A 24,105-nucleotide genomic window follows, 5' to 3' on the forward strand; every position below is an offset into this window, starting at 1 on the left:
TCAGACCGGCTCCTGTCCGCGCAACTGCCCGTCGCCGACCACGATGTACTTCTCGCAGGTCAGTCCCTCGAGGCCCACCGGGCCGCGGGCGTGCAGCTTATCAGTAGAAATGCCGATCTCGGCACCCAATCCGTATTCGAAGCCATCGGCGAAGCATGTCGGGGTATTGATCATCACCGACGAGGAGTCGACTTCAGCCACGAAACGCCGGGTGTCGCCCTGATGTTCGCTGACAATCGAATCGGTGTGATGGGAGCCGTAATGATTGATGTGCTCGATGGCCTGTCCCAGTCCGTCGACCACGCGGATCGACAAAATTGCCGCCAGGTACTCGGTGCTCCAGTCTTCTTCGGTAGCGGCCACGGCATCGATGATTGCTCGAGTACGCTCGCAGCCGCGCAGTTCGACGCCTTTTTCGCGGAACTGTGCCGCCATCGCCGGCAGGAAATCCTTGGCAACGGTGTGGTCCACCAGCAGCGTTTCCATGGCACCGCAGATGCCATAACGGTAAGTCTTGGCATTGAACGCGATGCGCTGTGCCTTGGCCAGATCGGCGTGTTCACTCACGTAAACGTGGCAGATGCCGTCCAGGTGCTTGATCACCGGGACACGGGCATCACGGCTGACGCGCTCGATCAGGCCACGACCGCCGCGCGGCACGATGACATCAACGTATTCAGGCATGGTGATCAGCGCGCCGACGGCAGCGCGATCGGTGGTTTCGACCACTTGCACCACCGCGGCCGGCAGATCGGCCTCGGCCAGGCCGCGCTGAATGCAGGCGGCGATGGCGCGATTGGAATGAATGGCCTCGGAACCGCCACGCAAGATGGTCGCGTTACCGGACTTCAGGCACAGACTGGCCGCATCGATGGTCACGTTCGGTCGCGACTCGTAGATGATTCCGATCACGCCCAGTGGCACGCGCATCTTGCCGACCTGAATACCGGACGGACGGAAGCTCATGTCACGGATAGCGCCGACCGGGTCCGGCAGGGCTGCCACCTGACGCAGGCCGACGATCATGCCGTCGATACGCGCCGGGGTCAGTGCCAGGCGCTCAAGCAGGGCCGGCTCAAGACCATTGGCGCGACCGGCAGCCAAATCCTGTTCATTGGCCGCCGTCAGCTCGGCGCGGGCAGCGTCCAGCGCGTTGGCGGCGGCCTGCAGAGCGCGGTTTTTCTGCGCGGTACTGGCACGGCCGATCACGCGGGAAGCTTCGCGGGCAGCGCGACCCAGGCGGGTCATGTAGTCAAGAACGGACTCAGTCATGGTCTGGCGTGGTCTTTGATTAGGTCTTGGTAAAGAGTAAAGCGACAGATTATAGCTGTCGCGCCCACCGACTAACAGCGGTGACGGGCGGATGGTCGAAATGGAGGGCAAATTGCCGATGTTCAGCCGGGATTAAGCTGCAAATTGTTATCATCACGACTCATTCAGCCCTGACAAATGCCGGTCATCATGTCCAATCTGACTGTTCGAGCGTCCGCCGCGAGCCTGCCCACGGGTCTCCCGGACGCGTTTTTCGACCGTGACGCGCAAATTCTGGCCCGGGATTTACTGGGCAAAGTCATTCGCCATCGAGTGGGCGACCTGTGGCTCAGCGCCCGAATTATCGAGACCGAGGCCTACTACTGCGCGGAAAAGGGCAGCCACGCATCCCTCGGCTACACAGAAAAGCGTAAGGCTTTGTTTCTGGATGGCGGCCACATCTATATGTATTACGCTCGGGGCGGCGACTCACTGAACTTCAGTGCTCAAGGGCCGGGAAACGCGGTACTGATCAAATCCGCCTACCCGTGGGTCGATCAATTGAGCGGGCCGGCCAGCCTGGCGCAGATGCTACTGAACAATCCCGATTCCCAGGGCCACCCTCGCCCGTCACAAAAACTCTGTGCCGGGCAAACCCTGCTCTGCAAGTCGTTGGGCCTGAAAGTGCCAGCATGGGACGCCAAACGCTTCGACCATGAAGTGCTGCTGGTAGAACACGTCGGGCAGACGCCTGCCCACATCATCCAGACCACGCGCCTGGGCATTCCCCACGGGCGCGATGAACACCTGATGTACCGCTTCGTCGATGCGGCCTACGCGGCTTATTGCACGCGCAACCCGCTACGACGGGGACAGGTCGAAGGTCGCGATTATTTTGTACTGTCCTGAGACCGATCCGGATTTTGAAACTGAAGGAATCTTCTGTAGGAGCGAGCCTGCTCGCGATGAGGTCAGCACAATCAACATCACCGTTGACTCAAAGTGCGCTATCGCGAGCAGGCTCGCGCCTACAAGTAGAAAATTGAACATTTGATGGAGTGGTTTTTATGGGCCCATGGCTCGATAGCGTGACCGGATGGTTGGCGGCCAACCCGCAATGGCTGGCGGCAGCGGTATTCATCGTGGCCTTTGTGGAATGCCTGGCGATTGCCGGGCTGATCGTTCCCGGCACGGTGCTGCTGTTCGCCGTGGCGGTACTGGCAGGCAGTGGCGCACTGACGCTCAGTGAGACGCTCTTGCTGGGTTTCGTCGCCGGGGTGCTGGGTGACGTCATTTCGTATTTTCTGGGACGGCACTTCCATCAGAACATCCGGCGCCTGCCGGGCTTGCGCCATCATCCGGAATGGATCGCCGGAGCCGAGTCATACTTCCAGCGCTACGGCATCGCCAGCCTGCTGGTTGGACGCTTTATCGGCCCCTTGCGGCCAATGCTGCCGATGGTGGCCGGAATGTGCGACATGCCTTTCCCGCGCTTCTTCGCTGTCAGCCTGTTGGCTGGCGCGGGTTGGTCGTTGGCTTATCTGATGCCTGGCTGGGCCACGGGCGCGGCAATCCGCTTGCCATTGCCCGAAGGCTTCTGGCTCCAGGCCGGAGTTGTTGTCGGCAGCATTGCTGTGATGGTCGGCTTGAGCGCAACCAGTAGCCTGCGCCGGCATCGCAATGCCACGATGTTCATCACCGGCATGAGTTTTCTGATTCTGGCAGGGTTGTTTATCGGCTATTCGCATCTGAGCGCGCTCGATCAGGGCGTGATGACACTGGTGCAAGAGCATCGCAATCCGATGCTCGATGAAGTAGCCGTAGTCTTCACACTGATCGGCGAATTCCGCAACATGCTGGTGTTCAGTGCTTTGCTCGTAGCGCTACTGGTAATCGCCAGGCAATGGCCGCAAGCGATCTTCGCCTGCAGCACCCTGCTCTGCACGGCACTGGCCAACACCGCGACCAAACACTTCTTCGCTCGCGTACGTCCGGAAGTCCTGAGCGATCCACTGACCAGTTACAGCATGCCAAGCGGTCACGCCTCGGGTTCTTTCGCGCTGTTTCTAACCCTCGCCGTACTTGCCGGGCGTGGACAACCGCCACGGATGCGATTGACCTGGTTACTACTGGGTTGCATTCCAGCCTTGGCGATTGCCCTCTCCAGGGTTTACCTCGGCGCGCATTGGCCGACGGATGTATTGGCGGGTGCAATGCTGGCGGCCTGTGTCTGCGCAGCCAGCCTCTGGCTGAATCAACGTCAGGCACCACTGAACGCAATGCCGCCCAAGGTCTGGTGGCTGCTGCTACCGGCGTTAGTGGCCCTGTTCGGCTTCTTCGTATTGCGGCACTTGCCCCATACGATGTTGCGGTATGCCTACTAAAAAGAGTGCAGTTTTATCTCGGTCTCTCATAAAAAAAGAACCCCGACCAATATGACGGGGTTCTTTCTGAATGCGTTCCGCTAATTGCAATCAGGCACGTTGACGTTTACGCATTTCCAGAATCAGTGCATCAGCGAGCCGGCTTGCTGCAATTGCAGTATCCTCGAAGGGCTGACCAAAACTTGCATGTTTGAGCAGGTAACCTACAGCGGCCGCTTCCCATGCCGCCCACTCATTGGTGAAAATAGTCATCATTGAAATCCTTTTGATATTTTGAAGTGACCCGCTTTATGCGGACAACCCCAAACTAATCAAAACACCGGTACCCAGCAATGCTGGCAATCGAGTGCAATGTTTGCCAAATGCTGCTCAGGTAAACAACTCCCCCTGCACTCATCCAGTAACGCCTGAATCGCACTCAGTCGCTGCTGCGGATCATCGAATTGCAGCAGGTCGAACTAGCCCGCTCGAAGATCGCGATTACTTTGTGTTGAGCTGACTGAGTCGGACCTGAAGTAAATCGAATCCTGTGGGGCGGGCCTGCCCGCGAAGGCGGAGAGTCAGGCGATATCCGTATCGACTGAAAGAGCCTCTTCGCGGGCAAGCTCGCTCCCACAGGGTGTTATGGAGTTCTTGAAGCCTGCGTTCATCCCTTGGCGCAAATGGAACATCAGCCCACAAAACGTCATTCAAGGAATCGCTTTACCATCAACTACCAAACAACCATATTACGACTTAGCTTCCGAATGGAAAGCTTGGCAGTTCCGAACCTTCCGTGCCGCGATACTTCGCAACGGCTGAATCGGCATTTTTGGCAACGCGGCCGGCAATGACAACATAGTCTTCAAGTTTCCAACGAACCTCAGTCGAAAACTTGATCATAGCGTCCCCTACATAACTATCCCAAAGCCGCTGCTCATAATTATCACGATCACCATTCAGGCCCGAACGACGCACCAGGATCAACGCATTGGCCGCATTGGCTGCAGAGTCCGCGGCAAACTGAACTTCGCCCTGCGGTGATTGCGCAGAAACATAGTTGACCATAATTCGAGAAAAGCACAACTCCCACAAAGCACGCTCGGCACCAGTAAAACTCTTCACAATAACAGCTCCTTATATATGTAACGCCCGCCTCATGCAGACGCAGCAAATATAATCACCACCGCGTGAACACTCAATACAAACCATCACCTTTAGTTATTAGAAATAAATACAGACTCAGCCGGCTGAACCTAAAATAAACCTCAAAAACAATGCCATTAAAAACAACATACAGCCAAGCCATCGGAAGTTCGCCAAAATCACTCAGGCAAACAACTCCCCCTGCAACTCATCCAGCAACGCCTGAATCGCATCCAGTCGTTGCTGCGGATCATCAAGTTGCAGCAGGTCGATCTTGTCCAGTTCCGCGAAAGGCAACAGGTACGCCAATTGATTGGCCAGTGATTGTTGCCCGGTCGCCTCAGTGCCCATGTTCAACGCTTCGACCATCGGGTGCTCAGCCAAGGCCTTGAGCAACGCAACCAGGTCGGCATCTTCGTCCTGCAAGGGTTGCTCGGGTTCGTCTTCCAACCACTCGACCTCGGCGACGATCAACTGATCGCGCTGGACTTCCGTTCGTAATACATGGAAACGCCGTCCGCCCTGAACCCGAATCCCCAGCAGGCCGTTGTCCTGTTGTTTGAAATCGGTGATCAGCGCTTCGCAGCCCACCAGTGCATAGCCGGCCGGGGCGATCCCGACTTCTTCGCCATCGAGGATGCACACCACGCCGAAACCGCCGCCCTGCTTCATGCAGCGGCCGATCATGTCCAGATAGCGCGCCTCGAAGATCTGCAAGTCGAGGATGCAGCCTGGAAACAGCACTGTATTGAGCGGAAAAAGCGGCAGACTCATAGACATTTCCTTACACCACCATCGACACCGCCAACGGCAGGAGCACCGCCGTGGCCACACCCATCAGGCTCATCGCCAGCGCCGCGAAGGCGCCGCACTCTTCACTTTCCTGCATCGCCACTGCCGTGCCGACCGCGTGGGCCGTCATGCCCAGTGCCATACCCCTGGCTTCCGGGCTATGCACACCCAGCCGGGTCAACAACGCCGGGCCGAAAATCGCGCCGATCACACCCGTAATCAAGACGAACACCGCTGCCAGCGCCGCGACACCACCGATCTGCTCGGCCACCAACATAGCGATAGGCGAAGTCACCGATTTCGGCGCCATGGTCATCAGGATCATGTGCTCGGCACCGAACGACCAGCCCAGCAACACGCCCATCCCCGTGGCCACCACCCCACCTATCACCAGCGTAGTAAATATCGGCCAGAACAACTGCCGAATCCGTCGCAGGTTGAGATAAAGCGGCACCGCCAGTGCGACAGTGGCCGGGCCGAGCAGGATGCTGAGAATCTCGGTGCTCTTGCGGTACTCGGCATAGGTCAGGCCGCAGCCCACCAGCACGCCGATCACCAACAACATGGAGACCAACACCGGCTGCAAAAAGATCCAGCGGGTTTTCTCGAATGCCGCCAGGACGAGTTGATAGGCGCCAAGAGTAATGCCGATACCAAACAGGGGATGATGAATCACCGACGTCCAGGCGCCGTGCCAGTCGAAGATCATTGGCTGTCCTCGGAGTGAGCGTGCCCCTTGACCATACGATGCATCAGCACCCCGGCGAAGGCCATGGAAAGCAGCAGCGACAATACCAGCGCACCGACAATGGCCCAGAAATCCGCCGCGATGTCAGCGGCGTAGACCATCACGCCCACAGCCGGCGGCACCAGCAACAGCGGCAGGTAACGCAATAGGCTACTGGCCGCCAGGTTCAGCGGCTCGCCAACCTGCCCGCGACAGATGAGGTACACCAGCAACAGCAGCAACCCCACAATCGGCCCCGGCAGCACCGGCAAGAACAAATGATTGAGCGCAGTGCCGAGCAATTGGAACAGCACCAGCCACGTCAGGCCCCGTAACAACATCAAAGTTCTCCCGCAAAATCCATCACCCGCATTGGCCGGGCATTATAAGCATGCTCGCGCTATAGACCGGCATTCGCCAAAAGCATTGTCAGTTGACCGCTGCGTTTGGCCATGTTGATCTAAAGTAGTAAGCCGGGAGGTCAGATCCCCGCAAGCCAAAACTATAAAACCGATGAACCCAAGGAGAGTCTCAATGCCCTATGTTCCAGTTGCGGAGCTCAAAGATTATGTCGGCAAGGAACTTGGACGTTCCGAATGGCTCACTATCGATCAGGACCGCATCAACCTGTTCGCCGAAGCCACAGGGGATTTTCAGTTCATCCACGTCGACCCGGTCAAGGCCGCGCAAACGCCATTTGGCAGCACCATCGCTCACGGCTTCCTGTCGTTGTCGCTGATCCCGAAACTGATGGAAGACATCCTCGTCATGCCCGAAGGCTTGAAGATGGTGGTCAACTACGGACTCGACAGCGTGCGCTTCATCCAGCCGGTCAAGGTCAATTCGAAAGTGCGCCTGAAAGTCGACCTGACCGAAGTCATCGAGAAGAAACCCGGCCAATGGCTGCTCAAGGCCACCACCACCCTGGAAATCGAAGGTTCGGACAAACCGGCGTACATCGCCGAACCCCTGTCTCTGTGCTTCGTATAAACCTTGCCGGATGCGAAGCAGCTCATGCTGTTTCGCGCCCTCACGCGGAACCTCACCCTATATTAAGGACACATAGCTGCGGCATACTCCCTCGCCTAATTGCCCGGAATCCGCTATGCGCCCACTTGCACTCCTTGCCTTGACCTTGATGCTCACCGCTTGCGGCGACGGCGAATCGCCATTTCCTCCTGACGCCCGCCTGCCGGACGGCGGACGTTATCGCGGTGACCTGGTCAATGGCTTGCTGCAAGGCAAGGGGCGTATCGACTACCCGAACGGCAGCTGGTACGCCGGCGAATTCGACAAGGGCCAGTGGCAGGGCCAGGGCGAATGGCATGGCAGCAATGGCGAAGTCTATCGCGGTCAGTTCAATCAGGGACTGTTCGACGGCCAGGGGGCATTGACCACCAACGCCAGCAGCTACAGCGGCGGCTTCAAGGCCGGCCGGCGCAACGGCGAAGGCACCCTCAAAGAAAACGGCATGAGCTATCGCGGAGAGTTCAAGGCCGATCAATACGCCGGCCTGGGTCGCCTCGAACTCGAAGACGGCAGCGCCTATCAGGGCCAGTTCGCCCACGGCAAACCCAATGGCGAAGGCCAGCGCGGCGATGGCAACGGCAATCAGTTCACCGGGCACTTCGTCGACGGCCAGCTGGAAGGCAACGGGACTTTCAACAGCGCCGACGGCGACATCTATGTCGGCGGCTTCAAGAACAATCAACTGCACGGCAAGGGCCGCTACGAAAACGCCGACGGCGATGTCTGGCTGGGACAGTTCAAGGAAGGCTCGCTGAACGGCAAGGGCGAGTTGATCGGCACTGACGGCAGCCACTACATCGGCCAGTTCAATGACTGGCGTTTTTCCGGCCAAGGCCGCCTGAACCTGTCCGACGGCAGCTTTTACACCGGTCAGTTCGACAACGACAGTTACCAAGGGCGCGGCACATTGGTGTTGACCGATGGCACCGTGCTCAGCGGCACCTGGATCAACGGCCAGCGCGTACGCGACACCGAAGGCAAATTATTGCCCGACACCCTGGAACTCGGCCTGCTGGCCCAGGGCCGCCTGCTCGACGCAGCGCTGGCCAACGTTCCACACTCGACGCCGGCGGTGGAGCTGTATTCGTTGACCCTGGGGGGTGATGGCAAGCAAAGCGTGTTTCTGCGCGAATCCGACTACGTCGCCAACATGCTCACCACTCGTTTTCGCACCCTTGGCCAGATCCGCCTGGTGAACCATCGTGACCACCTCGCCGACCGCCCGATGGCTACCCGGGAAAACCTGCGCCGGGCTGCCCTGACGCTGGCCGAACGCAGCGGTCCGGAAGACCTGATTTTCATCTACCTGACCAGCCACGGCACCAGCGAACACGAACTGGTGCTTGACCAGCCACGCATGGAATTGGCCGATCTGCCAGCCGACGAATTGGCCGCTGTTCTCGCCCCCCTGAAAAACCGCGACAAGATCATCGTGATTTCGTCCTGCTACTCCGGCGGTTTCATTCCCGCCCTCAAGGATGAGCGGACCCTGATCATGACGGCCTCGCGGGCCGACCGAGTGTCCTTCGGTTGCTCGGAGGAAGCCAACTTCACTTTTTTCGGAGATGCCCTGTTCGCCCAGGCCCTGAACCAGACCGATGACCTGGAACAAGCCTTCAAACTGGCCAAGGCCACTGTCGCCGAACGTGAGCTGGCGGACGGTTTCGAAGCGTCCGAACCACAGATCTGGGCACCGAAAACCGTCCTCTCGCATTGGCAACTCCTGCGCAAACAGCAGGCACGAAAAGCGCTGCAAAGTGCGTCCATCGAAAGCAAGGATGCAAACAGCAACTAAGCTGAATAGTATCAAGGGAGAAACACTATGTACTTGACGCCTCAGCACGTATTGCTTGCCGGAGCCACCGGCCTGACCGGTGAACATCTGCTTGATCGCCTGCTTAACGAGCCGACGATTACACGGGTATTGGCCCCCTCACGCAGGCCATTGGCCGAGCACCCGCACCTTGAAAACCCCGTCGGCGACCCGGCGGAGTTTCTGCCGCAGTTGAACGGCCGTGTCGACATCGCCTACTGTTGCCTGGGCACCACCATCAAACAGGCAGGCTCGGAACAGGCGTTCCGCGCGGTGGACCTGGACATGGTCGTGGCCTTTGCCAAACGCGCACGGGAGATGGGCGCACGGCACCTGATCGTGATCAGTGCTCTGGGAGCCGATCGCAGATCCTCGATTCTCTACAACCGGGTCAAAGGCGAGATGGAGTACGCACTGCGTGCGCAGGACTGGCCGCAGCTGACCATCTGCCGCCCTTCGCTGTTGCTGGGTGATCGCACCGAGCCGCGACTGGGCGAGAAAGTCGCCGGCCCGTTATCTCGGCTGATTCCTGGCAAATACCATGGTATCGAAGCCTGCCAACTGGCTCGCGCGATGTGGCGCCTGGCGCTGGAAGAGCAGGACGGGATCAGGATTGTCGAGTCGGATGAGCTAAGGAAGCTGGGCAAGTAAACCGCGAACCTGTGGCGAGGGGGCTTGTCGGAACGCTGCACCGCCCCGTTCGGCTGCGTAGCAGTCGTAAATATGGAACTCGCGATGTATCAGAAAAATTGAGATGACCGGTTTTGGGGCTGCTTCGCAGCCCAACGGGGGGCAAGCCCCCTCGCCACAAAAGCGCTATACCTACAACCCACCCGTCGCCTGAAAACTCACCCCTATCACCGTCAGCAACGACAGTGGCAACAGCAGCGTGTCGAGCAACGCACTGGCCGGCAGATCAACACCCGGATAGGTCGGTGCTTCGGCGCCGAATCGGTCCATCGCACAGCACCCACCGTTCATTGCGTACAAATCCAGGCGAGTCCCGGCGTACACCACCGGCGCCCCCGGCTTGGCCGCATCGAGGGTGCGCGCCGTGGCGCACCCGGCCAATTGCAGCGCCAGCAACATCACCAGTAGCTTATTCATCGCTGGTCAGATGATGCTCGCCCCAGCGCGGCAACATGTCCTGAGGAATATTGAGCACGTTAAGGATCCGCGCCACGACAAAGTCGATCAGGTCATCGATGGTTTGCGGTTGATGATAGAAGCCCGGCGATGCCGGCAGAATCGTCACGCCCATGTTCGACAACTTGAGCATGTTCTCCAGATGGATGCTCGAATACGGTGCTTCACGGGGTACCAGGATCAGCTGCCGACGTTCTTTGAGCGTCACGTCGGCGGCACGCTCGATCAGGTTGTTGCAGGCACCGGTGGCAATAGCCGACAGAGTGCCGGTGGAACACGGCACCACCACCATCGCCGCCGGCGAACCGGAGCCCGAAGCCACCGGCGACATCCAGTCTTCCTTGCCATACACGCGAATCTGCCCGGCGGCAGCCCCCGTGTATTCGGTGAGGAACGCCTGCATCATCTGCGGCTTGGCCGGCAGCGTGACGTCGGTTTCGGTGGCCATCACCAATTGCGCTGCCTTGGAAATCAGGAAGTGCACTTCACGATCTTCCCGCACCAGGCAGTCGAGCAGGCGTAAACCGTACTGAGCACCGGAAGCGCCGGTCATCGCCAGGGTGATGCGGTCCGGGCCGTTGTTCATTTTAGCGCCTCGGCGAGTTTGCCGTGCAGGCCACCGAAGCCGCCGTTGCTCATGATCACCACGTGAGTGCCTGGTTGCGCCTGACTCTTCACGCGTTCGATGATGCCTTCCAGGGAGTCGCTGACAATCGACGGCACGGTGCACAGCGCCGCCGTGGCCGCCAGGTCCCAACCGAGGTTGGCCGGGGCGTACCAGATCACCTGATCGGCATCGACCACGCTTTCCGGCAATCCGTCGCGGTGCGCGCCAAGCTTCATGGAGTTGGATCGCGGCTCGATGATCGCGATCAACGGCGCATCGCCGATGCGTTTGCGCAGGCCATCCAGTGTGGTGGCAATGGCGGTCGGGTGGTGAGCGAAGTCGTCATAAATGGTGACGCCACCCACTTCCGCGACTTTTTCCATCCGGCGCTTCACGCTTTTGAAGGCGCTCAACGCGGCGATGCCCATGGACGGCACGACGCCGACGTGGCGCGCCGCGGCCAGGGTAGCCAGTGCGTTGGCGACGTTGTGCTGACCGGTCATGTCCCACTCGACCACGCCTTGGGAAACACCTTCAAACATCACTTCAAAGGCCGAGCCGTCTTCGCTGAGCAACTTGACCTGCCACTGGCCGCCGGCACCCGTGGTCTGCACCGGAGTCCAGCAGCCCATCTCGATGACACGCTGCAGCGCCGGCTCGGTGGTCGGATGAATCACCAGGCCTTCGCTCGGAATGGTCCGCACCAAGTGATGGAACTGCCGCTCGATGGCCGGCAGGTCCGGGAAGATGTCCGCGTGATCGAATTCGAGATTGTTCAGGATTGCCGTGCGCGGGCGGTAGTGCACGAACTTGGAGCGCTTGTCGAAAAAGGCGCTGTCGTATTCGTCGGCTTCGATGACGAAGAACGGCGTGCCACCCAGGCGCGCCGACACCGAGAAATTCTGCGGCACGCCACCGATCAGGAAGCCCGGACTCATGCCCGCGTGTTCCAGCACCCAGGCCAACATGCTGCTGGTGGTGGTCTTGCCGTGCGTACCGGCAACCGCCAGTACCCAGCGACCTTGCAGCACGTGATCGGCCAGCCATTGTGGGCCGGAGACGTAGGGCAGGCCTTTGTTCAGCACGTACTCCACAGCCGGGTTGCCCCGGGACATGGCATTGCCGATCACCACCAGATCAGGGGCCGGATCGAGTTGCGCCGGGTCGTAGCCTTGGGTCAACTCAATGCCCTGGGCTTCCAGCTGAGTGCTCATCGGCGGATAGACGTTGGCATCGGAGCCCGTCACGTGATGGCCCAGCTCTTTGGCCAGAACCGCCATTGACCCCATGAAAGTGCCGCAGATACCAAGAATATGAATGTGCATAGTCGACCTCGTAAAACTTGGTCGCAGGTTAGCTTAGGGAGGGGAAAATCGCACCTGATGTTTCAGAGTTGAGGGCGCCTTCGCGAGCAAGCCCTCACCCACAGGGACCGCGTGTACCCTGTGGGAGCGGGCTTGCTCGCGAGTGGCCGCGACACGGATTACCGGGCGATACCGTGCTTGCGCAGCTTCCGATAGAGGGTATTGCGACTGACCCCCAACTGCTCCGCTGTGTGCGTCATATGCCAGCGCGTCTGCTCCAGCGCCGTGAGTAGCGCCAGCCGCTCGGCATCTTCCAGCGGATGCTCCGAAGCTTCTTCAATCGTCGACACTACCGGCCGCGCCTGGCGAATCATCGCAGGCAAATCCTCCAGGCCGATCCGCCCGTCCTCACACAGTGCTGCCAACATACGCAGCACATTTCGCAACTGCCGCACGTTACCCGGCCAGGCGAACCCCAATAAGGCCTCCCGCGCCGGCCCGTCGATCAATACGGTTTCTCCGCCCGCCTCCTCGGCCAGCAAAAAGTCGAGCAACCGGGATTTGTCGCTACGATCACGCAAGGCTGGCAACGCGACTTCCAGCCCGTTGAGCCGGTAATACAAATCCTCACGGAAGCTGCCGTCCTGCACACGATCCAGCAACTTACGGTGAGTAGCACTGATGATCCGCACATTCACCGATTCCGGCTCGCCGCCGATCGGTACCACTTGTCGGTCTTCGAGCACCCTCAGCAAGCGCGTCTGCAAGGCGAGTGGCATGTCACCGATTTCATCGAGGAACAAGGTCCCGCCATCGGCCTGTTGCAACTTGCCGCGCATACCCTCCTTGCGTGCACCGGTAAAGCTGCCACCGCGATATCCGAACAGCTCGCTCTCGATCAGGCTTTCGGGAATGGCTGCGCAATTGAGGGCAACGAAGGCTTTTTCCGCCCGCTGGCTGGCGTGGTGCACCGCTTTGGCAAAGGCCTCCTTGCCGGACCCGGTTTCGCCGTTGATCAGCAGCGGTACGTCGCGCTCGTAGACGCGCAAGGCTTTGCGGAAGTCCGCCTGCAACGTCGCGTCATCCAGGCAAATGCCCGACAGGCGTGGTGCTTGTGCGACCTTGGCCGCTGGCACCAACGGAGTTGGCAGCGGCCGCCGTGCCTCACCGCGCAATACCGCAAACAGCTTGCGACCATCACGGGTGCGCAACGGCCAACTGGCGGCGGCATTGGTGCTCGCGCGACCGAGCAACTCATCGAGCGAGCAATCGAAAAACGCCTCCACCGGCTTACCCAACAAGCCGCCGCGAATATGTCCCAGCAGGTTCAGCGCACTCTGGTTGACCGCGCAAATGCGCCCTTCCCCGTCGAACGCCAGCAGCCCTTCGCTGAACAAACCGACGGACTCGGCTTGCAAGTGAAAACGCAACAACCATTGGTTGTCGAAGCAGCGCAGGAAGTAGCAGCTCTCGATCATCTTCGCCGACAGGTTGACCAGTGCCATGGTGTGGAACTGGCTTTGCCGCGACACATCGCGCCGCGCCGACGACACGTCGAGCACCGCCAGCAATTCGCCATGGGGATCGAAGACCGGGCTCGCCGAGCAGGTCAGGCCGGTGTGGCGGCCGCGAAAGTGTTCGTCCTGATGGATGGTCAGCGACTGACGCTCCACCAGACAGGTGCCGATACCGTTAGTGCCTTCGCAGGCCTCGCTCCAGTCGGCCCCGAGCCAAAGGCCGGCGCGCTCGAAGATCTGTCGTTCGGCGGGCGCGGTGACGCAGTTGAGGATCACACCGCGGGCGTCGGTCAGCAGCACTGCATGGCCGGCGCCGGAGAGCTGTTGATGCAGGCTGGTCATTTCATTGCCGGCGATGTGCAGCACTTGCTGCAAGCGCTCGCGGCTTTCCAGGACACGGCCATGTTCCAGCACCGTCGGCGCGATGCTCAGGGCCGGATCGAGGTGATAGTCCTCAAGGCAGCGCAGCCAGGAACGGGCGATGGACGGATCGCTACCCGGACCGTGCAGGTGGGTCTTGCCCTGGGTCACCGTCAATACTTGCTGGGCATGGCGACTCAAATGGTTGTCGTGCATTTCTTATTATTCTCCCCGGGGCTCGGCGACCCGTGCATGAGGTGATGCCGAGCATCCTCCAGCCCGGCCCGCATTGCAATGCCTGCAAGACCAGTTGGTCACAAGCTGTGCCACAAAGGGTACAAAGTGTCACCCAGGCTGTACCGAAAGCGTCACAGGCGCTACCCGCCCGTCCGACAAAAACCTCGCAAGGCCTTGATTTACCTGACATGCAAGGCACTGGCCCGCCCCTTGCTCTACGCTTAAAGCAAGCGCACATGCGCGACTCCCTATAAGCACAAAAGCAAGGAGAGACCACCATGCGTTACGCTCACCCCGGTACTGAAGGCGCTATCGTTTCGTTCAAAGCCAAATACGGTAACTACATCGGCGGCGAGTTCGTCGCGCCTGTCAAAGGTCAGTACTTCACCAATACCTCGCCAGTGAATGGCCAACCGATTGCCGAATTCCCCCGCTCCACGGCCGAAGACATCGACAAGGCCCTGGACGCTGCCCACGCGGCGGCCGATGCCTGGGGCGCCACGTCCGCCCAGGCACGCTCGCTGGTGCTGCTGAAAATCGCCGACCGCATCGAACAGAACCTCGAACTGCTGGCGATCACCGAATCCTGGGACAACGGCAAAGCCGTTCGCGAAACCCTCAACGCCGACATCCCTCTGGCCGCCGACCACTTCCGCTACTTCGCCGGTTGCATCCGTGCCCAGGAAGGCAGCGCCGCCGAAATCGACGGCAACACCGTGGCCTATCACATCCATGAACCGCTGGGCGTGGTCGGGCAGATCATTCCGTGGAACTTCCCGATCCTGATGGCCGCCTGGAAACTCGCCCCGGCGCTGGCTGCCGGCAACTGCGTGGTGCTCAAACCCGCCGAGCAAACCCCGCTGGGCATCACCGTGCTGGTCGAACTGATCGGCGACCTGCTGCCACCGGGCGTGCTGAACATCGTGCAAGGCTTCGGCAAAGAAGCCGGCGAAGCCCTGGCCACCAGCAAACGCATCGCCAAGATTGCCTTCACCGGCTCGACCCCGGTCGGCTCGCACATCATGAAATGCGCGGCCGAAAACATCATTCCGTCCACCGTGGAGCTGGGTGGCAAGTCGCCGAACATCTTCTTCGAAGACATCATGAAGGCCGAACCGTCCTTCATCGAGAAAGCCGCTGAAGGCTTGGTGTTGGCGTTCTTCAACCAGGGCGAAGTTTGCACCTGCCCTTCCCGGGCGCTGGTGCAAGAGTCGATCTACGACGAATTCATGCAAGTGGTGATGAAGAAGGTTCTGCAAATCAAACGTGGCGACCCGCTGGACACCGACACCATGGTCGGCGCCCAGGCGTCCGAACAGCAATTCGACAAAATCCTTTCGTACCTGGAAATCGCCAAGGGCGAAGGCGCCGAGCTGCTGACCGGCGGCAAGGTCGAAAAACTCGAGGGCAACCTGGCGAGCGGGTATTACATCCAGCCGACGCTGCTCAAGGGCACCAACAAAATGCGCGTGTTCCAGGAAGAAATCTTCGGTCCGGTGGTGAGCATCACCACCTTCAAGGACGAAGCCGAAGCCCTGGCCATCGCCAACGACACCGAGTTCGGCCTGGGCGCCGGCCTCTGGACCCGCGACATCAACCGCGCCTACCGCATGGGCCGCGCCATCAAGGCCGGTCGGGTGTGGACCAACTGCTACCACCTGTACCCGGCGCACGCCGCGTTCGGCGGGTACAAGAAGTCCGGCGTCGGTCGTGAAACCCACAAGATGATGCTCGACCACTATCAGCAGACCAAAAACCTGCTGGTGAGCTACGACATCAATCCGCTGGGCTTCTTCTAAAACCGGGGGCGACACAGGTAACTCTGTGTCGCCCTTTCTACCGCCTTCGCGAGCAAGCCAGCTCCCACAGGTTTTTGTGGTGAATCCAGCTGTTGAGACCTGACACAGAACCCTGTGGGAGCGAGCTTGCTCGCGATAGCGACTTAAATGACACAACACAAAAGGCTGGCCGCTCTGGCACGGGCCTTGCGTACCCGTCATTCAGGAATTGCACCCAACCCGTCGCACCCGAAAGTCCAAAAGATCGAACAATAAAAATTAGAGAGGACTTATGACTATTTCTTCCACACAGCTCAAACCCACACTCGGCACCCTGCATCTATGGGGCATTGCCGTCGGCCTGGTGATTTCCGGCGAGTACTTCGGCTGGAGTTACGGCTGGGGCACGGCAGGCACATTGGGTTTTCTCGTCACCGCGTTGATGGTGGCGACGATGTACACCTGCTTCATCTTCAGTTTTACCGAACTGACGACGGCGATTCCCCACGCTGGCGGACCGTTTGCCTACAGCCGCCGGGCCTTTGGTGAGAAAGGCGGGTTGATCGCCGGCATCGCCACCCTGATCGAATTCGTCTTTGCGCCACCGGCCATCGCCATGGCCATCGGCGCCTACCTCAACGTGCAATACCCGGAACTGGACCCGAAGATCGCCGCCGTTGGCGCCTATTTCGTGTTCATGGGCCTGAACATCCTCGGTGTCAGCATCGCGGCCACCTTCGAGTTGGTGGTCACCGTGCTGGCAGTCGCTGAGTTGCTTGTATTCATGGGCGTGGTCGCCCCAGGCTTCAGCTTCAGCAACTTCGTGCTCAATGGCTGGTCGGGTTCGAACGAGTTCACGATGGGCTCGATTCCCGGGATTTTTGCGGCGATCCCCTTTGCGATCTGGTTCTTCCTCGCCATCGAAGGCGCGGCCATGGCCGCCGAGGAAGCCAAGGACCCGAAACGCACGATCCCCAGAGCCTATGTCAGCGGCATTCTGACCCTGGTGTTCCTGGCCATCGGCGTGATGGTGATGGCCGGCGGCGTCGGCGACTGGCGTCAACTGTCGAACATCAACGATCCGCTGCCCCAGGCGATGAAAGCTGTGGTCGGCGATAATTCGACCTGGATGCACATGCTGGTATGGATCGGTCTGTTCGGTCTGGTGGCAAGTTTCCACGGGATCATTCTTGGCTATTCCCGGCAGTTCTTCGCCCTGGCTCGCGCCGGTTACCTGCCCAAGGGGCTGGCCAAACTCTCGCGCTTCCAGACGCCGCATCGGGCGATTCTGGCCGGCGGTGTGATCGGCATCGCGGCGATCTACAGCGACGGCCTGGTCAACCTGCAAGGCATGAGCCTGACGGCGGCGATGATCACCATGTCGGTATTCGGCGCCATCGTGATGTACATCATCAGTATGCTGAGCCTGTTCAAGCTGCGTAAGACCGAACCGAACCTGGAGCGCACCTTCCGCGCGCCGGGCTATCCGATCGTGCCGGGGATCGCGCTGTTCCTGGCGGTGGTGTGCCTGGTGGCGATGGCCTGGTTCAACACCTTGATCGGCTTGGTTTTCCTCGGCTTCATGGTTGCCGGGTACCTGTACTTCCAGTTGACTGCCAAGCAACGCTCCGAGGCACCGGCAGACGCTATGCTCGAAGGTATCTGAATGCACCGGCACCGGGATTTTTGCCGGTGCCTGCCTTATCAAAGTGCACAGAGGCTCCATGTGGGAGCGAGCTTGCTCGCGATAGCGGATATTCATTCGACACATGCGTTGGATTTGAAACCGTCATCGCGAGCAAGCTCGCTCCCACAGGGATTGACAGTGTTAGCTAGAGAACAGGAGGACTCCGCCCCCATGGCCGTATATGCCCATTCCGTCGGCGCCCAGACCTATCGCTTCGACAGCCTCAAGGATGTGATGGCCAAGGCCAGCCCAGCGCGCTCCGGGGATTTTCTGGCCGGTGTCGCGGCCCTCAATGACGGCGAGCGCGTCGCGGCACAGATGACTTTGGCCGACATTCCGCTATCCCACTTCCTGCAAGAAGTGTTGATTCCCTATGAGTCCGATGAAGTCACCCGCCTGATCATCGACACCCACGACAAACAAGCCTTCTCGGTCGTCAGCCACCTTACCGTCGGCGGCTTTCGCGATTGGCTGCTCAGCGATGCCGCCGACGAGCAGGTTCTGCGCGCCCTCGCCCCCGGCCTGACCCCGGAAATGGTTGCCGCCGTGTCGAAGATCATGCGCGTGCAGGATCTGGTGCTGGTGGCGCAGAAAATCCGTGTGGTCACGAAATTCCGCGGCACCCTCGGCCTGCGCGGGCGACTGTCCACGCGCCTGCAACCGAACCACCCCACCGACGAACCGGCCGGTATCGCCGCAAGCATTCTCGACGGCCTGCTGCACGGCAACGGCGATGCCATGATCGGCATCAACCCGGCCACCGACAGCATCGCCTCGATTTGCGCCATGCTGGAAATGCTCGACGCGATCATCCAGCGCTACGAAATCCCGACCCAGGCGTGCGTGCTGACCCATGTCACCACGTCGATCGAAGCGATCAATCGCGGCGTCCCGCTGGACCTGGTGTTCCAGTCGATCGCCGGCACCGAAGCGGCCAACGCCAGTTTCGGCATCAACCTCAATATATTGCAGGAAGGTTACGACGCAGGTTTGAGCCTCAATCGCGGCACGCTGGGCCAGAACCTGATGTACTTCGAAACCGGCCAGGGCAGCGCGCTGTCAGCCAACGCCCATCACGGCGTCGATCAGCAAACCTGCGAAACCCGCGCCTACGCCGTGGCGCGGCATTTCAAACCGTTTCTGGTGAACACCGTCGTCGGCTTCATCGGCCCGGAATACCTGTACAACGGCAAACAGATCATCCGCGCCGGCCTCGAAGACCACTTCTGCGGCAAATTGCTCGGTGTGCCCATGGGTTGCGACATCTGCTACACCAACCACGCCGAAGCCGACCAGGACGACATGGACACCCTGCTGACCCTGCTGGGCGTCGCCGGGATCAACTTCATCATGGGCATCCCCGGCTCCGACGACATCATGCTCAACTACCAGACCACTTCGTTCCACGATGCGCTCTACGCCCGGCAGACCCTGGGGTTGAAGCCCGCACCGGAATTCGAACAGTGGCTGGCGAGAATGGGCATCTTCACTCAAGCCGATGGCAGGGTTCTCTTCGGCGACAGCCTGCCGCCAGCCTTCCGGCAGGCCTTGGCGCAACTGGGATGAGCATTGACATGGATAAATTACCCTTCGATCCACACAACCCTTGGCTGGAGCTACGACGCCTGACGCCGGCACGAATTGCCCTGGGCCGCACCGGCACCAGCATTCCCACCCGCGCACAACTGGACTTCCAATACGCCCACGCTCAAGCGCGGGATGCGGTGCACTTGCCGTTTGACCATGCCTCCCTCAGCGCGCAATTGGCCGAACGTGATCGCGAGTGCCTTTTGCTGCACAGTGCGGCGACGGATCGCAACACGTACCTGCAACGCCCCGACCTGGGGCGAAAACTCAGTGATGCCTCGGCGCAGGCCCTGCGTGATTACGCGGTGGCTCATCCGGGAGGGGTGGACCTGGTGATCGTGGTCGCCGACGGCCTGTCGGCATTGGCCGTTCATCGCCATACCCTGCCGTTTCTGGCGCGCTTCGAAGAGCAAATGACCGGCGACAGCTGGACTGTTGCGCCAGTCGTACTCGTAGAACAGGGCCGGGTGGCCGTCGCCGATGAAATTGGTGAGTTGCTTGGCGCAAAAATGACCGTGATCCTCATCGGCGAGCGCCCTGGTCTCAGCTCCCCGGACAGCCTGGGATTATATTTCACCTACAATCCCAAGGTCGGCCTTACCGATGCCTACCGTAATTGCATCTCCAATGTCCGGCTCGAAGGCCTGAGCTACGGCATGGCGGCACACCGATTGCTGTATTTGATGCGCGAAGCCTGCCGGCGGCAGTTATCAGGGGTCAATCTGAAGGACGAAGCGCAGGTTCAGACACTGGACTCGGACACGGGAGGCGACATGAAAGGAAATTTCCTGCTCGGACCGCCGAATGCCTGAACCGCTTGCGCATTGCACATTCGTACCAGTTTCAGGCAGGATCGTTGCGCGGCCGCCAAGGGTTTCCCATCGCCGTCAGAGACGTAAGACAGCCACTTGAAGACGAGACCTACCATGCGGATTATTCAAGCGACCCTCGAACACCTGGACCTGCTGACCCCCTTGTTCGTCAAATATCGCGAGTTTTATGGTTCCCTGCCGTATCCGGACTCGTCCCGGGCGTTCCTCGAGAAACGCCTGCGTCGCAAAGAGTCGGTCATCTACCTGGCGCTGTCCGATGATGACAGCAACAAACTGATGGGTTTCTGCCAGCTGTACCCGAGCTTCTCCTCGCTTTCGCTCAAACGTGTGTGGATCCTCAACGATATTTATGTCGCCGAAGACGCCCGCCGCCAGTTGGTGGCCGACAACCTGATCCGCACCGCAAAAAAAATGGCCAAGGAAACCAATGCCGTGCGCATGCGTGTTTCCACCAGCAGCAACAACGAAGTCGCGCAGAAAACCTACGAGTCCATCGGATTCAAGGAAGACACCGAATTCAAGAACTACGTGCTGCCGATCAGCGACGAACTCTGAATCACCTGCACCCTGCTCGCGATGGCATCGACTGGATTACAATGGTCCAACGAAGTAACGGCATCGTGAGCAGGCTCGCTCCCACCTGTTCGTTATCAAACATCAGCCCTGTCATGACATTCCCCGCTACAATCTCGACGCGATTTTCACCGCTCGCCTCGTATAATCCCGATATTCCCGGCTTGTAAGAAAAACTACCCCTATCCGTAGTCTTACGCGAAGTCATCCGCACAGGTCTGCTGAGTCGGGCCGTCACCACAGGTGCTTTCCATGGATTTCAACCCGATCGACATTGTCCTGCATCTCGACGTCTACCTCGACATGCTTGTAACCAACTACGGGGCATGGATCTACGCCATTCTGTTCATGGTGATCTTCTGTGAAACCGGCCTTGTGGTCATGCCCTTCCTGCCGGGCGACTCCTTGCTGTTCATCGCTGGCGCCGTGGCGGCCGGTGGCGGCATGGATCCGGTAGTGCTCGCCGGCCTGCTGATGCTGGCGGCGATCCTGGGCGACAGCACCAACTACATCATCGGACGAACGGCAGGTGAAAAGCTGTTCAGCAATCCGGACTCGAAGATCTTCCGTCGTGACTACCTGCAACAAACCCACGACTTCTACGACAAGCACGGCGGCAAAACCGTGACCCTGGCGCGCTTCCTGCCGATCATCCGTACTTTTGCACCGTTCGTCGCCGGCGTGGGGAGAATGCCTTATCCGCGTTTCTTTGCCTTCAGCGTGCTGGGCACCATCCTATGGGTCGGCGGCCTGGTGACGCTCGGTTACTTCTTCGGCAACGTGCCGTTCATCAAGAAGAACCTGTCGCTACTGGTAGTCGGCATCATCCTGCTCTCGCTGGTGCCGATGATCATTGGCATGGTGCGTAACCGCCTTGCCGGTTCGAACTCCAAAGCCGAATCGCGCTGACACGATGTGGTCCCTGAGCGCCTGGCGTCGCAGGCGCACCCTGGCAAAACACCCGATTGCCGACGACATGTGGCAACGGGTGCGCCATCACTTGAGTTTTCTCGACGGCATCAGCGCCGCCGAAGACCAATGGCTGCGCGAAGCCTGCGTACTGTTCCTCGAAGACAAGCACCTGAGCGCCCTGCCCGGCGTCGAACTGCATCAGGAACAACGCCTGCTGCTCGCCGCCCAGGCGCAATTGCCGCTGCTGCACCTCGGCGACCTGAACTGGTATCAGGGCTTCCACGAAATCATCCTCTACCCAGACGACTTCCTCAGCCCCCAGCGCCATCGCGATGCCAGCGGTGTCGAGCACGAATGGGACGGTGAGCACAGCGGTGAAGCCTGGCAGCAAGGCCCGATCATCCTCGCCTGGCCCGGCGTAATGGCCAGCGGAGGCTGGGAAGGCTACAACCTGGTGATCCACGAACTGGCGCACAAGCTCGACATGCTCAACGGCGTCGCCAACGGCCTGCCGCCGCTGCATGCCGACATGCGCGTCAGCGACTGGGCCAACGTCATGCAAGAGGCCTACGACGACCTAGACCGGCAACTGGAACGCAATCCCGATGCCGAAACCGCCATCGATCCGTATGCCGCCGAAAATCCTGCCGAGTTCTTCGCCGTCACCAGCGAATACTTCTTCAGCGCCCCGGATTTGCTGCACGAGGCTTATCCACAGGTGTACCAGCAGTTGAAGCTGTTCTATCGCCAGGATCCGCTGGCGAGGTTGAAGCAACTTCAGGCGCATGACCCTGTCTATCAGGCACACCAGTGAGCGCCATACGACTTCTGGTCCATGGCGTCGACACAGGAATATGCCTATAATCGCCGCCACTTTTTGGTCAATCCGGCCAAGTGTTTTTGGTCAACTAACGGGGGCAACGCCCAATGAGCTACAGCAAGATTCCGGCTGGCAAAGACCTGCCGAACGACATCTACGTCGCGATCGAGATCCCGGCCAACCACGCGCCGATCAAATACGAAATCGACAAAGACAGCGATTGCCTGTTCGTTGACCGTTTCATGGCCACCCCAATGTTCTACCCGGCCAACTACGGTTACATCCCGAACACCTTGGCTGACGACGGTGATCCCCTCGACGTGCTGGTCGTAACCCCTTACCCGGTTGCTCCAGGTTCGGTAATCCGCGCCCGTCCGGTCGGCATCCTGAACATGACCGACGACGGCGGCGGCGATGCCAAAGTCATCGCAGTCCCACACGACAAGCTGTCCCAGCTGTACGTCGACGTGAAGGAATACACCGACCTGCCAGCTCTGCTGATCCAGCAGATCGAGCACTTCTTCGCGAACTACAAAGATCTCGAAAAAGGCAAATGGGTGAAGATCGAAGGCTGGGCCGGCGCAGACGCCGCCCGCGAAGCGATCACCAAGTCGGTTGCTGCCTACAAAGGCTAAGCCCGGCTGCAGGCTTTTAGCTGCAAGCGGCAAGAAAAACCCCGGGAGATCCGGGGTTTTTTGTGGGTGCCTGACAAGCACACCAAACACTACGTTTAAACAGGCCTTCCAATGGTTTTTGCTTGTTTAAAATTCCCCTGGAACGTCTTACATCCGGTCGTAAATTTCCCGCAAAATTTGAACGAGGCGTTTATTCAAACCCTTGTTAGCCGCCAGTAGACTCGCGTTCATGAAAAAGAACACTAGCGGCCCACGCTTCAAAGCGCTCCTCGAAGCAGCGAACATCACGACCACCGGATTTGCCGAATTCCTGGATACGGCTCCGCAAAATGTACATAACTGGTACACCCGCGGTGTGCCTGCCCATTGCATGGAAGAAGTCGCCAGAAAACTCTCCGTCAGCAGCGACTGGCTGAAAACCGGCGAAGGCTCGAAAGACGCCCAACACCTGCGCCTGCTCGACGAGTCCGGCAACACCTTCGATGCCCAGACCATCCGCGGTGTCTACACGGTCATAGAGCCTGTCGACGTCGAACTGCCATTCCTCAAAGAAGCTGTCACCGCCCCGGGATCCAACAAAACCCATGTCATAGAGGATCCCGAGAAATCCATCCGCCTGCCCCGCAGCCACCTCGACTCCCTGGAAATCAACCACGCCGACGCCATCTGCACCCTGATGAGCGGCAATAGCATGGGTGAGAAAATTGAAGACGGTTCGACCCTGGCGATTGACCGTGGCCTGACCCAAATTGTCGATGGCGAGATCTACGCTATCGAACATGACGGCATGCTGCGCATCAAGTACCTGCACCGACTACCGGGCAACTCCCTGCGACTGCGCAGCCACAACCGCGCCGAATACCCGGATGAAATCTTCAGGGCCGCACAAATCGAAGAGCAGAACATCAGGGTGCTGGGCTGGGTGTTCTGGTGGTCGACCCTGAACAAACGACGGCCGACGGTGCCCTTTCTTTAAGCGCTCCGGAAC

24 protein-coding genes are annotated in these 24,105 nt (G+C 59.7%); 14 read left to right on the plus strand and 10 right to left on the minus strand.

The window, feature by feature from the left end; genetic code table 11:
• Window positions 1-1,272, minus strand: a complete 1,272-nt coding sequence (locus AC1RP7_RS21935) for a glutamate-5-semialdehyde dehydrogenase (protein ID WP_057713156.1) — start codon at window positions 1,270-1,272, stop codon at window positions 1-3.
• Between the two features lie 189 nt (window positions 1,273-1,461).
• On the opposite strand from AC1RP7_RS21935, the gene AC1RP7_RS21940 reads away from it, so the two are divergent.
• Both AC1RP7_RS21940 and AC1RP7_RS21945 read left to right on the plus strand, forming a co-directional pair.
• Window positions 1,462-2,160 carry a DNA-3-methyladenine glycosylase gene (locus tag AC1RP7_RS21940; protein WP_493182779.1) on the plus strand — a complete coding sequence of 233 codons (699 nt, stop codon included), beginning with the start codon at window positions 1,462-1,464 and terminating at the stop codon, window positions 2,158-2,160.
• 158 nt (window positions 2,161-2,318) lie between these two features.
• Window positions 2,319-3,635 carry a bifunctional DedA family/phosphatase PAP2 family protein gene (locus AC1RP7_RS21945; RefSeq protein ID WP_057713155.1) on the plus strand — a complete coding sequence of 439 codons (1,317 nt, stop codon included), beginning with the start codon at window positions 2,319-2,321 and terminating at the stop codon, window positions 3,633-3,635.
• Between the two features lie 90 nt (window positions 3,636-3,725).
• On the opposite strand, the gene AC1RP7_RS21950 is transcribed toward AC1RP7_RS21945, so the two are convergent.
• The 5 genes from AC1RP7_RS21950 to AC1RP7_RS21970 form a co-directional block, all read right to left on the minus strand.
• Window positions 3,726-3,887: a hypothetical protein gene (locus AC1RP7_RS21950; RefSeq protein WP_157858919.1), complete on the minus strand. Its 162-nt coding sequence runs from the start codon at window positions 3,885-3,887 to the stop codon at window positions 3,726-3,728.
• A gap of 483 nt (window positions 3,888-4,370) precedes the next feature.
• On the minus strand, window positions 4,371-4,739 hold the full coding sequence (locus tag AC1RP7_RS21955; protein WP_493182777.1) for a hypothetical protein: 369 nt from the start codon (window positions 4,737-4,739) through the stop codon (window positions 4,371-4,373).
• A gap of 204 nt (window positions 4,740-4,943) precedes the next feature.
• On the minus strand, window positions 4,944-5,534 hold the full coding sequence (locus AC1RP7_RS21960; RefSeq protein ID WP_218497955.1) for an LON peptidase substrate-binding domain-containing protein: 591 nt from the start codon (window positions 5,532-5,534) through the stop codon (window positions 4,944-4,946).
• Window positions 5,535-5,544: 10 nt separating this feature from the next.
• On the minus strand, window positions 5,545-6,261 hold the full coding sequence (locus AC1RP7_RS21965; protein ID WP_057713153.1) for an LrgB family protein: 717 nt from the start codon (window positions 6,259-6,261) through the stop codon (window positions 5,545-5,547).
• Entirely contained in the window at window positions 6,258-6,620 is a 363-nt protein-coding gene (locus AC1RP7_RS21970) for a CidA/LrgA family protein (protein ID WP_057713152.1), read from the minus strand. The genes AC1RP7_RS21965 and AC1RP7_RS21970 overlap by 4 nt, the downstream gene beginning before the upstream one ends.
• A gap of 193 nt (window positions 6,621-6,813) precedes the next feature.
• On the opposite strand from AC1RP7_RS21970, the gene AC1RP7_RS21975 reads away from it, so the two are divergent.
• The 3 genes from AC1RP7_RS21975 to AC1RP7_RS21985 all read left to right on the plus strand — a co-directional run bounded on the left by AC1RP7_RS21975 (window position 6,814) and on the right by AC1RP7_RS21985 (window position 9,772).
• Entirely contained in the window at window positions 6,814-7,269 is a 456-nt protein-coding gene (locus AC1RP7_RS21975) for a MaoC family dehydratase (protein WP_046041672.1), read from the plus strand.
• Window positions 7,270-7,384: 115 nt separating this feature from the next.
• Window positions 7,385-9,103: a C13 family peptidase gene (locus tag AC1RP7_RS21980; RefSeq protein ID WP_493182774.1), complete on the plus strand. Its 1,719-nt coding sequence runs from the start codon at window positions 7,385-7,387 to the stop codon at window positions 9,101-9,103.
• Window positions 9,104-9,130: 27 nt separating this feature from the next.
• Entirely contained in the window at window positions 9,131-9,772 is a 642-nt protein-coding gene (locus AC1RP7_RS21985) for an oxidoreductase (RefSeq protein WP_057713149.1), read from the plus strand.
• 171 nt (window positions 9,773-9,943) lie between these two features.
• Here the strand turns inward: AC1RP7_RS21985 and AC1RP7_RS21990 are convergent, their stop codons facing one another.
• The 4 genes from AC1RP7_RS21990 to AC1RP7_RS22005 form a co-directional block, all read right to left on the minus strand.
• Window positions 9,944-10,228, minus strand: a complete 285-nt coding sequence (locus AC1RP7_RS21990) for a YceK/YidQ family lipoprotein (protein ID WP_218497953.1) — start codon at window positions 10,226-10,228, stop codon at window positions 9,944-9,946.
• The gene (gene ubiX / locus AC1RP7_RS21995) at window positions 10,221-10,853 is read right to left on the minus strand and encodes a flavin prenyltransferase UbiX (RefSeq protein WP_057713147.1); all 633 of its coding nucleotides are present in this window, start codon (window positions 10,851-10,853) and stop codon (window positions 10,221-10,223) included. Before ubiX ends, AC1RP7_RS21990 begins: the two co-directional genes overlap by 8 nt.
• Window positions 10,850-12,199 carry a UDP-N-acetylmuramate:L-alanyl-gamma-D-glutamyl-meso-diaminopimelate ligase gene (gene mpl, locus AC1RP7_RS22000; RefSeq protein WP_090451605.1) on the minus strand — a complete coding sequence of 450 codons (1,350 nt, stop codon included), beginning with the start codon at window positions 12,197-12,199 and terminating at the stop codon, window positions 10,850-10,852. Before mpl ends, ubiX begins: the two co-directional genes overlap by 4 nt.
• 158 nt (window positions 12,200-12,357) lie before the next feature.
• Window positions 12,358-14,271 (minus strand): sigma-54-dependent Fis family transcriptional regulator, encoded by a 1,914-nt coding sequence (locus AC1RP7_RS22005; protein ID WP_493182772.1) that lies wholly within the window; start codon window positions 14,269-14,271, stop codon window positions 12,358-12,360.
• A gap of 299 nt (window positions 14,272-14,570) precedes the next feature.
• On the opposite strand from AC1RP7_RS22005, the gene exaC reads away from it, so the two are divergent.
• From exaC to AC1RP7_RS22050, 9 genes are all read left to right on the plus strand, one after another.
• Window positions 14,571-16,091: an acetaldehyde dehydrogenase ExaC gene (exaC, locus tag AC1RP7_RS22010; RefSeq protein WP_095965731.1), complete on the plus strand. Its 1,521-nt coding sequence runs from the start codon at window positions 14,571-14,573 to the stop codon at window positions 16,089-16,091.
• A gap of 271 nt (window positions 16,092-16,362) precedes the next feature.
• Window positions 16,363-17,736: an ethanolamine permease gene (gene eat / locus AC1RP7_RS22015; RefSeq protein WP_057713144.1), complete on the plus strand. Its 1,374-nt coding sequence runs from the start codon at window positions 16,363-16,365 to the stop codon at window positions 17,734-17,736.
• 192 nt (window positions 17,737-17,928) lie between these two features.
• Window positions 17,929-19,323: an ethanolamine ammonia-lyase subunit EutB gene (locus tag AC1RP7_RS22020; protein ID WP_340314746.1), complete on the plus strand. Its 1,395-nt coding sequence runs from the start codon at window positions 17,929-17,931 to the stop codon at window positions 19,321-19,323.
• Between the two features lie 8 nt (window positions 19,324-19,331).
• Complete coding sequence (gene eutC / locus AC1RP7_RS22025) at window positions 19,332-20,156, plus strand: ethanolamine ammonia-lyase subunit EutC (RefSeq protein ID WP_057716554.1); 825 nt, start codon at window positions 19,332-19,334, stop codon at window positions 20,154-20,156.
• Between the two features lie 114 nt (window positions 20,157-20,270).
• Window positions 20,271-20,732, plus strand: coding sequence for a GNAT family N-acetyltransferase (locus tag AC1RP7_RS22030; RefSeq protein WP_007990572.1), 462 nt, complete (start codon window positions 20,271-20,273; stop codon window positions 20,730-20,732).
• A gap of 270 nt (window positions 20,733-21,002) precedes the next feature.
• On the plus strand, window positions 21,003-21,659 hold the full coding sequence (locus tag AC1RP7_RS22035) for a DedA family protein (protein WP_493182771.1): 657 nt from the start codon (window positions 21,003-21,005) through the stop codon (window positions 21,657-21,659).
• Window positions 21,660-21,663: 4 nt separating this feature from the next.
• A complete protein-coding gene (locus tag AC1RP7_RS22040) occupies window positions 21,664-22,476 on the plus strand; it encodes a M90 family metallopeptidase (protein WP_090451613.1) in 813 nt (270 codons plus the stop codon).
• Between the two features lie 113 nt (window positions 22,477-22,589).
• Complete coding sequence (ppa, locus tag AC1RP7_RS22045; RefSeq protein ID WP_007990564.1) at window positions 22,590-23,117, plus strand: inorganic diphosphatase; 528 nt, start codon at window positions 22,590-22,592, stop codon at window positions 23,115-23,117.
• A 229-nt stretch (window positions 23,118-23,346) separates the two neighbouring features.
• Window positions 23,347-24,093, plus strand: coding sequence for a LexA family transcriptional regulator (locus AC1RP7_RS22050; protein WP_057713140.1), 747 nt, complete (start codon window positions 23,347-23,349; stop codon window positions 24,091-24,093).
• Window positions 24,094-24,105: the final 12 nt, after the last annotated feature.

Source organism: Pseudomonas sp. GW822-FHT01E03 (assembly GCF_058802985.1).

Coding starts and splice junctions, on each gene's coding strand:
- AC1RP7_RS21935 (WP_057713156.1), bottom strand. CDS start 1,272: ATGACTGAGTCCGTTCTTGACTACATGACCCGCCTGGGTCGCGCTGCC.
- AC1RP7_RS21940 (WP_493182779.1), top strand. CDS start 1,462: ATGTCCAATCTGACTGTTCGAGCGTCCGCCGCGAGCCTGCCCACGGGT.
- AC1RP7_RS21945 (WP_057713155.1), top strand. CDS start 2,319: ATGGGCCCATGGCTCGATAGCGTGACCGGATGGTTGGCGGCCAACCCG.
- AC1RP7_RS21950 (WP_157858919.1), bottom strand. CDS start 3,887: ATGACTATTTTCACCAATGAGTGGGCGGCATGGGAAGCGGCCGCTGTA.
- AC1RP7_RS21960 (WP_218497955.1), bottom strand. CDS start 5,534: ATGAGTCTGCCGCTTTTTCCGCTCAATACAGTGCTGTTTCCAGGCTGC.
- AC1RP7_RS21965 (WP_057713153.1), bottom strand. CDS start 6,261: ATGATCTTCGACTGGCACGGCGCCTGGACGTCGGTGATTCATCATCCC.
- AC1RP7_RS21970 (WP_057713152.1), bottom strand. CDS start 6,620: ATGTTGTTACGGGGCCTGACGTGGCTGGTGCTGTTCCAATTGCTCGGC.
- AC1RP7_RS21975 (WP_046041672.1), top strand. CDS start 6,814: ATGCCCTATGTTCCAGTTGCGGAGCTCAAAGATTATGTCGGCAAGGAA.
- AC1RP7_RS21980 (WP_493182774.1), top strand. CDS start 7,385: ATGCGCCCACTTGCACTCCTTGCCTTGACCTTGATGCTCACCGCTTGC.
- AC1RP7_RS21985 (WP_057713149.1), top strand. CDS start 9,131: ATGTACTTGACGCCTCAGCACGTATTGCTTGCCGGAGCCACCGGCCTG.
- AC1RP7_RS21990 (WP_218497953.1), bottom strand. CDS start 10,228: ATGAATAAGCTACTGGTGATGTTGCTGGCGCTGCAATTGGCCGGGTGC.
- ubiX (WP_057713147.1), bottom strand. CDS start 10,853: ATGAACAACGGCCCGGACCGCATCACCCTGGCGATGACCGGCGCTTCC.
- mpl (WP_090451605.1), bottom strand. CDS start 12,199: ATGCACATTCATATTCTTGGTATCTGCGGCACTTTCATGGGGTCAATG.
- AC1RP7_RS22005 (WP_493182772.1), bottom strand. CDS start 14,271: ATGCACGACAACCATTTGAGTCGCCATGCCCAGCAAGTATTGACGGTG.
- exaC (WP_095965731.1), top strand. CDS start 14,571: ATGCGTTACGCTCACCCCGGTACTGAAGGCGCTATCGTTTCGTTCAAA.
- eat (WP_057713144.1), top strand. CDS start 16,363: ATGACTATTTCTTCCACACAGCTCAAACCCACACTCGGCACCCTGCAT.
- AC1RP7_RS22020 (WP_340314746.1), top strand. CDS start 17,929: ATGGCCGTATATGCCCATTCCGTCGGCGCCCAGACCTATCGCTTCGAC.
- eutC (WP_057716554.1), top strand. CDS start 19,332: ATGGATAAATTACCCTTCGATCCACACAACCCTTGGCTGGAGCTACGA.
- AC1RP7_RS22030 (WP_007990572.1), top strand. CDS start 20,271: ATGCGGATTATTCAAGCGACCCTCGAACACCTGGACCTGCTGACCCCC.
- AC1RP7_RS22035 (WP_493182771.1), top strand. CDS start 21,003: ATGGATTTCAACCCGATCGACATTGTCCTGCATCTCGACGTCTACCTC.
- AC1RP7_RS22040 (WP_090451613.1), top strand. CDS start 21,664: ATGTGGTCCCTGAGCGCCTGGCGTCGCAGGCGCACCCTGGCAAAACAC.
- ppa (WP_007990564.1), top strand. CDS start 22,590: ATGAGCTACAGCAAGATTCCGGCTGGCAAAGACCTGCCGAACGACATC.
- AC1RP7_RS22050 (WP_057713140.1), top strand. CDS start 23,347: ATGAAAAAGAACACTAGCGGCCCACGCTTCAAAGCGCTCCTCGAAGCA.